The following is a 13,679-nucleotide window of genomic DNA, read 5'->3' on the forward strand; positions in this document are numbered from 1 at the left end:
TATTTTTCAATCGGAAAAACCTGGGAATTCCCCCGCCATTGCAAACCTCGCCATTTCAGCGCAGGTGCAGCTGGCGCAGTACTTCCTGGCGGTAGGTGTTGCCTACGGGCACTTCGCGCGGGCCCACCAGGAGCACGTTGCCGCTGAGGCGCTCCACGCTGGCCAGGTTCACGAGGTAGGATTTGTGGGTGCGCATGAACTGGCCGGCGGGCAGCTGGCTTTCCATCTGCTTCATGGTTTCGGCCGTGAGCAGCACCCGGCCCGAAGCCAGGTGGCACTTCACGAAGTTGCCGTAGCCCTCCACAAATAGCAGCTCGGCAAAACGCACCCGCTCGGTTCCGGCATCGGTTTTCAGGAAAATGGAATCGGGAACCGATGGGGCCACCGGTTCGGGTACTGGCGCTGTAGTAGGGGTCGCGCCGGCTGGGCTACCCGCCTGCAACCGGTTGATGGTTTTGATGAATCGCTCGAAGCGAATGGGTTTCAATAGGTAATCGACCACGCCCAGGTCGAAGGCATCGAGGGCGTGGGCGGCGTGGGCGGTGCAGAGCACCACGGCCGGCGGCTGGGGCAGGGCACGCAGCAGCTCCAGGCCGGTGAGCACGGGCATGTCCACGTCCAGAAACAGTACGTCGACGGGCGTGGTGCGCAGAAAGGTGAGCGCCTCCACGGACCCATAGCAACTGCCAGCCCAGGTAGCCAGGCCCGGCAGGCGGTCGAGGTAGGCGCGCATTACGGTGTGGGCCAGCGGCTCGTCATCAACCAACAGGCAGCGTAGGGGAGACAGCATGAAGAAATGGTGAGCTGGGTTGGAACATATTTTGACCCTTTGAGCGAATATGTTTCAAGCGGTGAAACATATTCGCTCAAAGGGTCAAAATATGTTCCATGCTGAGGCAGTAGCAACGGCTAGAATACCAGTTGCAGGTTGGCGGCGTAAAATGTGTCGGTGGCTTCCACCGCCAAACGGTGGCGGTTGCCGGGGTAAAACTGCGCCAGCCGGGCCCGCAAGGTAGGCAGCCCCAGCCCCGAAGGTGCGGGCCGGAACTGCGCCGGAATGCTGTTGCCGGTGCGCAGCGTCAGGCCGGTATCGGTTTGGGTGAGCTGGATGCGGATGGTGTTTTTGCCACTGGGGTCGATGGCATGCTTGAAGCAGTTCTCGACCAGCGGCAGCAGCAGCAGCGGAGCTAGGGGCCGGTCGGGGTGGGGCAGGTCGGTGAGGAATTCGACCTTGGTGTTCTCACGCAAACGCAGCTTTTCGAGGCCGATGTAGTTGGCCAGGTACTCGGCTTCGGTGCCCACGGTCACGGTGCTTTGGCGGGAGCTGTCGAGCTGGTAGCGCATCAGGCCGGCCAGCTGCAGCAGGGCCTCTGGCATCTGGTCGGGGGCGGCCAGGCTCAGGCCATACAGGTTGTTGAGGGTGTTGAACAGGAAGTGCTGATTGACCTGGGCTTTGAGCAGGCTGAGCTCAGTTTCGAGTTGCAGGGCCCGTAGTTGCTGCATTTGCAGGTGGCTCACTGTGCCACGGCGCACGTAGCGGGCGGTGGTGGCCAGCAGCAGGGCGGGCAACAAGTTGCTCGCGGCCTTTCCGGCCAGATAGCCTATCCGAAAGCCTATTCCGTACAGTCCCCCTGGGAATTTTACCGGCGAGGCGGTCACCAGCTCTTTCAGGAAGTAATGCAGCGCGCCGCCCGCCAGCAGCAGCCCGGCAGTGGCAAGGAGGTAGAGCGCCACGCGCCGACGCTCCAGCAAGTTGGCCAGCAACCAGAAGTGCGCATAAATAACCAGCGCCAGCACCGCTATCCATGCAGCGGACGACTCCAGGCTATGCATGATGCCAGTGGGAATGGGCTCTTGCCAGGCCTTCAGGCCATAGAACACCACCACCACCAGCCACACCAGGCCGTGACGCACGGCGCGCCGCCCAAAAAAAATCTGCGAAACTGTCATGCTGCAAAACTACAGGCCCCGGCAACCGCCCTCAACTAAATATGACCAACGGTGTTCGTCCGCGCCGGGCGGGCTTTGGTCACGGCATGGTCGCGGATGGTCACAAAGAAAATGGGCCTGACAACCCATTGGCGGACATTTGAGCCATCAAACCGCATCACCTACTCTGCGTTATGAAACGGCTTACCGCTCATTCTCTAGTAGCTGCAATATTCCTGGCAGCACGTATTCCGGTTCGGGCGCAGGCACAAGCCCTCACTCTGGGTGCGGGCCTGCTTACCGGGCAGGTGCTCGACCACAGTACCCAGGCCCCGGTGCCTTCGGCCGCTGCTTGCCATGCAGGCCATGGTTCCCAGGCAGCCCGGGCTCGTGATTTCTGGTGCCCTGGCTACGGCAGCGTGGCTGTCGCTGGGCCGGGTTGGAGTGGTGCTGGCAGTAGGCTATGGGATGCTGCGCCGCCGGCACATTGCCTGGTGAGCCTTTATAAGCACAAAATTGCCAAGTAGTTACGCTCGGGCAAATAGAAAAGCGGGGACTCCTAAGTAATGCACCCCTGCCATTCTCGATGCACCATTTATAACAAAGAAAAAGGTCGGTTTCCAGCCGCTCCACCTTCGCCCGCACTGCTCTCCACTCAATCTGCAAAACACCCTTTCACCCTCGGCTTTTCTCGCCTATTCTCTGCAATCAGATGAAACACTCCTTCCTGCCGCTGCTGGCACTGGCCAGCGTAATAGCTAGCGAGGCAGCCGCCCAGGCGCCCGCTGCAGTCCCCGCCGCTCGCCCCGCTGGTGCCCCCACCGGCATCCCCCCCGGCGCTCCCCAAACCGCCCCCGCACTGATAACGCTGCCCACTGCCCGCGGCAACGGCCGCATCAGCGGGGTGGTGGTGGACGGCGCCACCCGGAAGCCGGTGGAATATGCTACCGTGGCCGTGCTGCCCGCTACCGGCGACAAGCCCGTGGACGGCACCGTGGCCGACGACAAAGGCCGCTTCGCAATAAAGGGCCTGGCCGCAGGCGAGTACCGCCTGCAGCTGAGCTTTATTGGCTACGGCACCCTGACGCAGCCCGTGACCCTGGCCGACGGCAAAATGACCGCCGACCTGGGCACCATTGAGCTGAAAGCGGCCACCCAGCAGCTTGCCGAAGTAACCGTGACCGGCGAGCGGCCCGTGGTGGAAAGCAAGCCCGACCGCCTGGTGTACAACGCCGCGCAGGACAACACCAACAAGGGCGGCACCGCCGCCGACGTGCTGCGCAAAGCCCCCATGGTGAGCGTGGACCCCGACGGCAACCTGCAGCTGCGCGGCTCCGGCAACGTGCGCGTGCTCATCAACGGCAAGCCCTCGGCCGTATTGGCCGGCGACATTGCCACCGCCCTCAAGCAGCTGCCCGCCGACCAGATTAAGAGTGTGGAGGTCATCACCTCGCCCTCGGCCAAATACGACGGCGAAGGCTCGGCCGGCATCATCAACATCGTGCTGAAAGAAAACAACCTGCAGGGCGTGAACGGCAACGTGGGCCTGGCCGTGGGCACGCGCAACTCCAGCGCCAACTTTGGGCTGAATGCCCGCAAGGGGCGGCTCGGCGTATCGGCGTCACTGACCGGGTTTTCGTTCTACGCGCCCGGCGACCAGGAAGTGGACCGCATCGACCGGGGCGTGAGCGCCCAGGTAGTTGGGCAGCCCACGCAAAGCTTGGTAACCACCGGCCGCCTGTCGCAGCGCAACGACGGCACGGGCCTGGGCGGAGGCGGCAATGGCCGCATCGGGCTGGAATTTGAGCCCGCCACCAACCACGCCCTGAGCTTGTCGTTGAGCTCCAACCTGTTCGCTAACCGCTTCGACGTGGACATCAACAACCGCTACACCCTCGACGAGGGCCAGCCGGCCGGCACCAACCCACTTTTTGGCAACTACACCCGCAAGCAGGTGATGGACATGAGTTCCTACAGCTACGACCTGCTGGGCTCCTACACGCGCAGCTTTGGAGCCGGCAGCCGCCGCGAGTGGACGGTGCTGGGCCAGCACAGCCGCAACCGCAACAACCGCGACTACAGCCTGGAGCAGTTTCCCCTCGCCAACCCCGACTTTAACAACGCGCAGTACCGCGAGCAGAGCCCCAACCTGGCCCGCAACATCGAAAGCACGCTGCAAACCGACTACGTGCACCCGCTCACCGACAAGCAAACCGTGGAAGTGGGCGCCAAGATGATTCAGCGCACCGTGTACAGCGACTACGACTTGTACCGCAACAACGTCCTCGTGCCCAGCCTGAGCAACAAGTTCGACTACGACCAGGACGTGCTGGCCGGCTACGCCACCTTCGGCACCAACCTAGGCAAGAAGTACACCGCCAAGGTGGGAACCCGCGTGGAGCGCACCGACCTGCGCGGCAACTTCCAGAACCAGGAAAACGAATTCCGCCTAAGCTACACCAACGTCCTGCCCAACCTGGCTTTCACCCGCAGTCTCAAGCAGCCGGGCTCCTCGCTGCGGGCCAGCTACTCGCGCCGCATTCAGCGCCCCAGCATCTTCTACCTCAACCCGTACCGCAACGAGTCGGACCCCCGTAACATTCAGCAGGGCAAGCCCGACCTCGACGCCGAATTCACCGACAACTACGAACTGAACTGGAACACCTTTGCCAAAGGCACCAGCATCAACGTGGCGTTGTATTCGCGCCAAACCAACAACGCCATCGAGCGGGTGTACAGCACCGACGCCGACGGCCGGGTGCTTTCCACCTTTGGCAACGTGGCCCGCAACCAGAGCTACGGCATCAACCTCTTTGGCTCGGCCAAGCCGCTTCCGAAGTGGGACATCAGCGGTAACATCAGTGCCTACTACGTGTACCTGAGCAGCAAAATGCTGAACACCAGCAATAGCGGCGTGGTGTACTCGGCCAACATCAACTCGGGCTATAAGTTGGGCAAAGGGTTCAGCCTCCAGGTGTTTGCTATGCTCAACTCGCCGCGCCTGCAGCTGCAGGGCAAAAGCTCGCCCTGGCAGATGTATTCTCTGGGCTTGCGCAAAGACCTGTTCAAGGGCAAAGGCGACCTGACCCTGAACGCCGATAACCCCTTCAGCTCTTACGTGAAGCTGAGCAACGACTTCGATACCGGCCAGTCCACCTCCACCAACACCACCTACGTGTACAACCGCGGCATCCGCGCGGCCTTCAGCTACCGCTTCGGCAAGCTGGAAAACAAGCCCAGCCGTCCCAAGCGCAGCATCCGAAACGACGACCAGAAGGCTGGCGACGGCGGCAACGGTCAGGGCGGGGGCAACTAGGCCCACCGTCACCCCTTCACGCCTTATTCACGGCCTGGCAATGGACCTGAAAACCAAAGAAGCGGTAAAGGCGCTTCACCTTTTAGTTGAACTGCTCTGCAGAGGCGATTAAGGGGAGCAGCAGGAAAAATTGGTCACAACGCTTGTAGCAACCAGTCAGGAAACAATGTCTCAGAAAGAACCAAGTTTATCTCAAAAACCGTCCCGTCAGGAATGGCTGGGCATTCCCATATCCTTGTGGATATTATTTTGGTGCCTCTGGCTCAGCCTCAACCGCAACAAGCCTTTAAGCAAATATCATTTTGATAAAATGGCCATTCATTCCGTCATCACAGCTATCCCAGCTCATAACAAGGGATATCCGATAGTACGCTTGCGGAATAAGCGCAAGGTTCTGGTAAGGATTGCCGGCGTTGAAGGAAAGAAGTACCTGCAAGTGGGCGATTCTATCGTGAAACAACCAAAAAACGATACGCTAACGGTGTACCGGCGCTTGGCTGGCTACACAGAAGTGTCCGTTTTTGATTATAAGCATTCGGGCCTATTAAAGCGCTTCCGTCTCGCTCGTTAATTCACTTCAGGAAAGTTAAGTGAACAGGCCGATTAGCAAAAGGGGGTGTGGCCTTATCGTCTCACACTTCTCATCTTCCCACCTCAGCGCAGCTGCAGCTGGCGCAGCACTTTCTGGCGGTGGGAGCAGTGCACGGGCACTTCGCGCGGGCCCACCAGGAGCACGTTGCCGCTGAGGCGCTCCACGCTAGCCAGGTTCACGAGGTAGGAATTGTGGGTGCGCATGAGCTGGCTCCCGCAGGTGCGTCAGCAGCTGGCGGTGCCCATAGATGGCGCCGCTCGGGCATTGGGTCCGGAAGGAGTGGGCATTGGTCGCCTAAAAATGCGCCGGGCAACCAACCGGCAGCCATTTGCATCATCCTACTGCTCATCAACCCACACCCCCATGAAAACACCTTTTTTCTGCTGCCGGCCCCTTGTTTCTCTAGTAAGCACTTTGCTCCTGGCTCTGCCTGGCATGGCCCAAACCACCCCTTCTGCCACGCCGGCGCTGGCCGGCCAGGTGCTCGACCAAACCACCCAGGCCCCCGTGGCCTACCCCAGCGTGGGGGTGCTGCGCCGGCCGCTGGGCACCGTGGCCGACGACCAGGGCCGCTTTGCCCTTAGCCTGCCCGCTGCCAACGACCAGGATTCGCTGCGCATCGGCCTGCTGGGCTATGCCCCGCTTACGGTGCAAGTGGCCGCGTTTCGGCGGCAGCTGGCCCAGAGCGGCGGCCGCGTGTACCTGCGGCCGGCGCCCATGCAGCTGGCCGAAGTGGTGGTGCGGCCCGGCAAGCTGACCCGCCGCGTGGTGGGCAACAGCGCCAACACCAATCGCATACAGGGTGGCTTTGCCATGAATACCCTCGGCAAGCAGCTGGCGCAGGGCATTCACGTGCGCCGGCCCAGCACCCTCGAGCAAGTGTCGTTTCACGTGTCGCGCTGCACATACGACAGCTTATTCTACCGCATCAACGTGTACCAGGTAGTCGACGGGGTGCCCACCGCCAACCTGCTGCCCGAGCCGGTGTACGTGCGGGTGCGGAAAGGCCAGCTAAAAGACCGGATGGTGGCCGACCTGCGCCGCTTCAACATTAGCGTGCAGGGCGACATCGCCGTGGGCCTGGAGATGGTAAAAAACCTGGGCCCCGGCCAGCTGATGCTTGGCCTAAGCATGCTGCGCGGCCCCGTTTACGTGGCGCGCCAAAGCACCGCCGGTTGGGAGCGGATACACGGCTTCGGTGTGAGCATCGACGCAACCGTGGCGGAGTACAGAAACAATTAAATAAAGCATTAATTCGCAGGTTCCAGGCAACTGCCCTTTCAGCTTTTGCATCACTGGCCTGCCTGTCGGCTTGGCTGGCTTCGGGCGGGTAATAGCCGCCACCAAGCCGCGATTGCTGCTGCACTGCATCTTCCCTACTTCACCCCCTTTTTTCTCTGTTCCGCGATGGCCCTCACCATTACCAACCTCTCCAAAACGTACCCCAACGGCACCCAGGCCCTCAAAAACGTCAGCCTGGACATTCCCACCGGCATGTTTGGCCTGCTCGGACCCAACGGCGCCGGCAAGTCCAGCCTGATGCGCACCATTGCCACGCTCCAGGATGCCGACACCGGCAGCATCATGCTCGACGACATCGACGTGCTGCACAACAAGGAGGCCGTGCGCCGCGTGCTAGGCTATTTGCCCCAAGAGTTTGGGGTGTACCCGAGCGTGAGCGCCGAAGAGCTGCTCGACCACTTCGCCACCCTCAAAGGCGTGGCCAACGGCCGCGAGCGCAAGGAAATGGTGGCTGCCCTGCTGCATCAAACCAACCTTTACGATGTGCGCAAAAAGCACGTGGGCGGCTACTCCGGCGGCATGAAGCAACGCTTCGGCATTGCGCAGGCCCTGCTCGGCAACCCCAAGCTCATCATTGTAGACGAGCCCACGGCCGGCCTCGACCCGCAGGAGCGCAACCGCTTTCATAACCTACTGAGCGAGATTGGCGAGAACCTGGTGGTCATCCTCAGTACCCACATCGTGAGCGACGTGAGCGACCTGTGCCGCCACATGGCCATCATTAACAAGGGCGAAGTACTGCTCACCGGCGACCCGATTTCGGTGATGAACAACCTCCATGGCAAAATCTGGAAAAAGCTGATTGAGAAGGCCGAGCTGCCGGCGCTGCAAGCCAGCCAGCAGGTTATCAGCTCGCGCCTGTTTGCGGGCAAAACCATCGTGCACATTCTGGCCGACAGCGCGCCGGACAGCGGTTTTGAGGGCGTGAATCCGGATTTGGAGGACGTGTATTTTGCTAGTATTAAGAATTCAGAAGCAAGTAATAAGAGATTGAGTCATGCATAATTTCAAGGAATTGCATGTCTGGAAAAAGGCTATGGACACGGCACAGGCAGTGCACGCAATTTGCCAGCAATTACCGGATGCGGAACGCTACGGCTTGATATCACAGATGCGGCGGGCAGCCATATCCGTGCCGTCCAATATCGCGGAGGGCTCCGGCCGGGGCTCGAATGCGGACTTCCGACGGTTTTTGAGCATTGCTGGTGGTTCGGCTTATGAGTTGGAAACCCAACTTCTGCTTACTGGTCGCTTCAATTATTGTTCGCAGGAGCAGCTTGCCAGCCTATTGATGCAGATAAGCGAATTGCAAAAAATGCTTTACGGCCTGCGCAATAGCCTGCGCGACAACTAGCCAGTAGCGTCTTGCTACTTATTACTTACGTCTTGCTACTCAAACACTCATGTTCCTCCCCATACTTCTTTTTGAACTGAAATACCGGTTGAAGCGGCCGGCTACCTGGATTTACTTCGCCATCCTATTCGCGCTGGCGTTTCTGCTGGTGACGGCGGCGGGCGGCGGCTTCGGGCCCGGCACCGATGTGAGCATTGGCGGCGACGGCCAGGCGGTGAAAATCAACTCCCCGTTTTCGGCAGCCAGCATTGTGATGGTACTGAGCGTGTTCGGCGTTATCATCGCCTCCTCGCTGATGGGCAACCCCGTGTACCGCGACTTTGAGTACCGTACGCACCCGCTGTTCTACACCACGCCCATCAGCAAGTTTGGCTACCTGGGCGGGCGCTTTCTGGGGTCTTATCTGATTGCGGTGCTCGTGTTCACTGGACTGGGCCTGGGCATCGTGCTGGCCGGCGTTATGCCGTGGGTAGAAAAAGACCGGTTTCTGGCCAGCACCCAATTGGGCACGTATCTCTGGCCCTACCTCACGCTGGTGCTGCCCAACCTGCTGTTTACGGGCGCCATTTTCTTCACTATGGGCACGCTCACGCGCAACATTCTGAGCACCTATATTGGGGCGGTGCTGCTGCTGGTGGCGTACCTGGTTTCGAACGCTTATCTGCGGGATTTGAAGAACGAGCACCTGGTGGCGGCACTCGACGCCTTCGGCCTTTCGGCTTTTAGCTTCACCACCCGCTACCTCACACCGACGGAAAAGAACACCCTGCTGGTGCCCCTGTCCAGCTACCTGCTGCTCAACCGGGCCGTGTGGCTGAGCTTCGGGCTGGCGCTGCTGGCCTTTTGCTACGCGCGGTTCCGATTCTCCTCGCTGGCCTCGGAAAAGGTGTCGAAAAAGGTGCGGCGCGCTTCGGCAGCTGCCGCGGGCGCGCTGGCCGGGGCTGCCGATACGGATGGCCACGGCATAGCCGGCGGGCTGCACCTGCTGCCCCGCGTGACGCAGGTTTTCAGCAGGGGCCTGAGCTTAAGCCAGTGGTGGAGCCTGACCAAGCTGGAGTTTCGCGGCATTGTGCGCAGCCGCTACTTCGCGGCCATTGCGGGCGCCGGCGTTATCGTGCTGCTGGCTACGGCGTCCCAGGCGGGCAAAACGTTCGACACCACCACATTCCCGGTCACCAATAAATACCTGACCATCGCCGGCGGGCCCTTTTTCCTATTCCTGTTTACCATCATCATTTTCTACAGCGGCGAGCTGGTGTGGCGCGAGCGGCAAGCCGGCGTGGCCCAGATTGCCGACGCCGTGCCGATTCCCAACTGGGTGCCGTTTCTAAGTAAGCTGGCGGCGCTGTGGCTGGTGCAGGTGGTGCTCATGGCCGTGGTGATGGCGTGCGGGCTGGTTATTCAAACCTTTAAAGGCTACTTCAACTATGAAATCGGCCTGTACGTGCAGGCGCTGTTTCTCTACCAGCTGCCGTACCTAATGCTGCTCTGCGTGCTGGCGATGGTGACGCAGGTGGTGGTGAACAACAAGTACGTGGGCTTTGCCGTCATCCTGGTGTATTACCTAGCCGACCAGTTTCGGCCGCAAATTGGCCTGGGGCACCGACTGTTCGATTTTGGGGGCGGCACCACGCCCGGCCCGTACTCGGCCATGAACGGCTACGGCCACTTCCTGCCCGCCTTCTGGTGGACCAAGCTGCTGTGGTTCGGCGTGGCCCTGCTGATGGTGCTGGCGGCCACGCTGCTCTGGGTGCGCGGCACCGACACCACCGGCCGCCTGCGCGAAGCCCGCCGCCGCTGGGGCACCGGCAACACCGCCACGCTGGCCCTGGGCCTGCTCGTGAGCCTGGGCGCCGGCGCCTACATCTATCACAACACCAACGTGCTGAACGAGTACCTCAGCCCTAAGGCCAGCGAAAAGCAGCAGTTGGCCTACGAGCAGCAGTACCGCCGCTACAAGGACGTGCCGCAGCCCCGCGTCACGGCCATAACCCTGAACACCGACATCTATCCCAGTACCCGCGCCGTGCGGTTTCGGGGCGAGTTTATGCTGGTGAACAAGCACCCGCAGCCGCTCGATTCGGTGATGGTGAGTTTGCCCATCGAGCATCACCCGCAGGTGCGCAGCCTCGCGCTGGGCGCGCCCGGCCAGGCCACGCTCGCGCTCAACGACACCACGTTCGGCTTCCGCATCTACCGCCTGGCCCGGCCCCTGGCCCCCGGCGACTCGCTGGCCCTGACCATGGACCTGTTCTACCAGGAGCGCGGCTTCCCCAACGCGGGCTCCAACACGGACATCGTGTACAACGGCACGTTCGTCAACAACGGCTACCTGCCCGGCCTGGGCTACCGCGAAGAAGCCGAACTAAGCGGCGACCAGGACCGCAAAAACTACGGCCTCAAGCCCAAGCCCCGCATGGCCAAGGTCGACGACCTCAAGGCCCGCCAGAACACCTACATCGGCACCGATTCCGACTGGATACGCTTCCAGACCACCGTGAGCACCGAGGCCGACCAGACCGCCGTGGCCCCCGGCTACCTCAAAAAGGAATGGGTGCAGGACGGCCGCTGCTACTTCACCTACGTGATGGACCGGCCCATGAAAAACTTCTACACCTTCCTCTCGGCCCGCTACCAGCAGTACAAGGCCGAATGGGTGGACACCGCCGGCCACCGCACCATCCCCATTACCATCTACTACCAGCCGGGCCACGAGTACAACCTCAAGCGCATGGCCGAGGGCGCCAAAGACGCGCTGGCGTATTGCTCCCGCAACTTTTCGCCCTACCAGCACCGGCAGCTGCGCATCCTGGAATTCCCGCAGTATGCCTCCTTTGCCCAGAGCTTCGCCAACACCATTCCGTTCTCCGAGGCCATTGGCTTTGTGGCCGACGTGGACGACAACGACCCGGAGGATTTGAACATGCCCTACTACGTGACGGCCCACGAGGTAGCGCACCAGTGGTGGGGGCACCAGGTAGTGGGGGGCGCCGTGCAGGGCAGCACGCTCATGTCGGAAGCTCTGGCCGAATACACCGCCCTGATGGTGCTCAGCCACCACAACGGCTCTACGGCCATGCAGCGCTTCCTTAAGTTCGACATGAACCGCTATTTGCAGGGCCGCGGCTTCGAGCAGAAAAAAGAGGTGCCGCTGGCCCTGGTCGAAAACCAGCAGTACATCCACTACCGCAAAGGCTCGGTGGTGATGTATGCCCTGCAGGATTACCTGGGCGAGGACAAGCTGAACGGCGCGCTGAAAAAGTACGTGGCCGCTACCGCCTACCAACCGCCGCCCTATACCAACTCGCCGGAGTTCATCGGCTACCTGCGCCGCGCCGCGCCCGACTCGCTCCAGCCCTTCATCACCGACCAGTTTGAGCGCATCACCCTGTTCGACAACCGCGTGACGGATGCCACTAGCAAAAAGCTGCCCGATGGTCGCTACCAAGTCGACTTCACGGTGAAGAGCGCCAAGTTCTACGCCGACAGCCTCGGCAACCAAAGCCCCGCCGACCAGAGCCGCGACGCGCTGCCGGTGGCCATTTTCCCGGAACTGGGCAAGGACAAAAAGCCCGTGCCGCCGCTGCTGCTGGTGAAGCGCCGCCTGCACGCCGGCGACAACAAGCTCAGCTTTGTAGTCAACAAGAAGCCTGCCTCGGTAGCCGTCGACCCCTACAACATGATTATCGACCGCCGGCTCGGCGACAACACCAAGGACTTGTAGGCAAGCCACTGGCCTTAGTGCGCTTGCACGCACTGTGCTGTAAATGAATCTGTTTTAGAGGTTAAAAAAAGCCCCGGCCAACAAAGGCCTTGTCCTTACCCAAAACGCTTTGCCTGCCTGCTGGCGGCACTTGACCGGTCCGGTCCGACCGCCCTAGGCGGTCCGACCGGTTGAAGAATCCCCGGTTTTGCCCCGCCAACAACCGGTCGGACCGCCTAGGGCGGTCGGACCGGAGCAACGACCGCCGTTTTGGGTAAGGACAAGGCCAACAAAGGCCGGGGCTTTTTGCGGGCGACCTGTTCGATTACATCACGCTCTTCGAAAATCGTCTCACCAATGCCTCGGAAAAGAATCTGCTTAGGGGGGCGGTTCCCGGTCATTTTCACACTGAACAGCAAGAAGCTGGTAGCCGACAGCCTCGGTAGCGAGCGCCCCGCCGCAAACACGACTACCTATCGCTAGCCATCTTCCCGGCCCCAGGCAAAGACAAAAAGCCCGTGCCGCCGCTGCTGCTCACCAAGCATCGCCTGCACATCGGCGACAACAAGTTTGAGTTCCTCACCAGCCAGCAGCCCGCCAAGGTCTCGGTCGACCCTTGCCACGCATTCATCGACCGCGTGCAGAAGGACAACAGCTAGGAAGTGAAGCTATAAGCTTGCTAAACAGGCGAACGGCGCGAACGCAAAAATCCCCAGCCCGGGTGGCTGGGGATTTTTGCGTTCGCGCCACTGCTGTGGCTATGGTGGTCGGCGGCAAGAGCGTGGCTAGCGCATGTTGCGGTGCACCTCGCGCAGGTCGCGTTTGGCTTCCTTGCGAGCCGTTTTCAGGTAGAACTTGAGTTGTTGCCGGCGCGCCAACGGAATGGTCTGCTCGTCGGCCAGTGTCGCTGTCGATTCGGCGTTATCGGCATTCAGAGTCAGTCTTTCGTCGGCATAGCCAGCGAACGAAACCACTGCCTGCAGCGTGCGCGAACCGGCTGGCACGGTAAACTGGAATTCCCCTTCGGAGTTGGTTACGGCCATTTGCTTGGTGCTCACCAGCGTTACTACTGCGCCGGGTAGTGGCCCGTCGGGGGTGGTGATGCGGCCCAATATCACCACCGTGGGTTCAGAGGGCGGTGAGTAGCTTGTAGTGGGAAGCGAAACGTTGCTGGCCAGCATGGCCTGGCCATTGGCAACTGGTGCGGCAGCGGCCAGGCAGGCCGTAGCGAAGAAAAGCAGAGCGGTGCGCATCATAATACTAACTAAGAAAGTGGCGTATGAAGCGCTGCAAAGGTCAATTCACAGCGTAGTGGTACATGCGACTGATTTTGCCCATCCTACTGATTTTACATTCTATTGGGCCAATTGAAGTCCTCAACTGAAGTGAAATCCGCCCGGTGCAATGGGCGAAAAACCCCTGCCCATTGATGGGCAGGGGTTTTTTCGGCAGAGTGTGGGTTTGCAGAAAATAAAGGTGGGTG

Annotated in this window: 11 protein-coding genes; 7 read left to right on the plus strand and 4 right to left on the minus strand. The window is 60.9% G+C overall.

What is annotated here, in order from left to right; all coding sequences use genetic code 11:
- Window positions 1–55: 55 nt before the first annotated feature.
- Window positions 56–790: a LytR/AlgR family response regulator transcription factor gene (locus tag ABD837_RS08155; protein ID WP_345052689.1), complete on the minus strand. Its 735-nt coding sequence runs from the start codon at window positions 788–790 to the stop codon at window positions 56–58.
- 119 nt (window positions 791–909) lie between these two features.
- Complete coding sequence (locus ABD837_RS08160) at window positions 910–1,950, minus strand: sensor histidine kinase (protein WP_345052692.1); 1,041 nt, start codon at window positions 1,948–1,950, stop codon at window positions 910–912.
- A 691-nt stretch (window positions 1,951–2,641) separates the two neighbouring features.
- On the opposite strand from ABD837_RS08160, the gene ABD837_RS08165 reads away from it, so the two are divergent.
- Both ABD837_RS08165 and ABD837_RS08170 read left to right on the plus strand, forming a co-directional pair.
- Window positions 2,642–5,245 carry a TonB-dependent receptor gene (locus ABD837_RS08165; protein ID WP_345052695.1) on the plus strand — a complete coding sequence of 868 codons (2,604 nt, stop codon included), beginning with the start codon at window positions 2,642–2,644 and terminating at the stop codon, window positions 5,243–5,245.
- A 166-nt stretch (window positions 5,246–5,411) separates the two neighbouring features.
- Window positions 5,412–5,816: a hypothetical protein gene (locus ABD837_RS08170; RefSeq protein ID WP_345052697.1), complete on the plus strand. Its 405-nt coding sequence runs from the start codon at window positions 5,412–5,414 to the stop codon at window positions 5,814–5,816.
- Window positions 5,817–5,899: 83 nt separating this feature from the next.
- On the opposite strand, the gene ABD837_RS08175 is transcribed toward ABD837_RS08170, so the two are convergent.
- A complete protein-coding gene (locus ABD837_RS08175; protein ID WP_345052700.1) occupies window positions 5,900–6,040 on the minus strand; it encodes a hypothetical protein in 141 nt (46 codons plus the stop codon).
- A 232-nt stretch (window positions 6,041–6,272) separates the two neighbouring features.
- Between ABD837_RS08175 and ABD837_RS08180 the strand changes: the two genes are divergently transcribed.
- The 5 genes from ABD837_RS08180 to ABD837_RS08200 all read left to right on the plus strand — a co-directional run bounded on the left by ABD837_RS08180 (window position 6,273) and on the right by ABD837_RS08200 (window position 12,855).
- Window positions 6,273–7,079 carry a carboxypeptidase-like regulatory domain-containing protein gene (locus tag ABD837_RS08180; protein WP_345052704.1) on the plus strand — a complete coding sequence of 269 codons (807 nt, stop codon included), beginning with the start codon at window positions 6,273–6,275 and terminating at the stop codon, window positions 7,077–7,079.
- 165 nt (window positions 7,080–7,244) lie between these two features.
- Window positions 7,245–8,144, plus strand: coding sequence for an ABC transporter ATP-binding protein (locus tag ABD837_RS08185; protein ID WP_345052707.1), 900 nt, complete (start codon window positions 7,245–7,247; stop codon window positions 8,142–8,144).
- Window positions 8,137–8,493 (plus strand): four helix bundle protein, encoded by a 357-nt coding sequence (locus ABD837_RS08190; protein ID WP_345052709.1) that lies wholly within the window; start codon window positions 8,137–8,139, stop codon window positions 8,491–8,493. The genes ABD837_RS08185 and ABD837_RS08190 overlap by 8 nt, the downstream gene beginning before the upstream one ends.
- A gap of 49 nt (window positions 8,494–8,542) precedes the next feature.
- Window positions 8,543–12,217 carry an ABC transporter permease/M1 family aminopeptidase gene (locus tag ABD837_RS08195; RefSeq protein ID WP_345052712.1) on the plus strand — a complete coding sequence of 1,225 codons (3,675 nt, stop codon included), beginning with the start codon at window positions 8,543–8,545 and terminating at the stop codon, window positions 12,215–12,217.
- Between the two features lie 497 nt (window positions 12,218–12,714).
- Complete coding sequence (locus tag ABD837_RS08200) at window positions 12,715–12,855, plus strand: hypothetical protein (protein WP_345052714.1); 141 nt, start codon at window positions 12,715–12,717, stop codon at window positions 12,853–12,855.
- 126 nt (window positions 12,856–12,981) lie between these two features.
- Here ABD837_RS08200 and ABD837_RS08205 read toward each other — a convergent pair whose 3' ends face one another.
- A complete protein-coding gene (locus ABD837_RS08205) occupies window positions 12,982–13,452 on the minus strand; it encodes a carboxypeptidase regulatory-like domain-containing protein (RefSeq protein WP_345052716.1) in 471 nt (156 codons plus the stop codon).
- Window positions 13,453–13,679: the final 227 nt, after the last annotated feature.

The sequence above is a fragment of the Hymenobacter glaciei genome (assembly GCF_039539585.1).
GTDB classification, from domain to species: domain Bacteria; phylum Bacteroidota; class Bacteroidia; order Cytophagales; family Hymenobacteraceae; genus Hymenobacter; species Hymenobacter glaciei.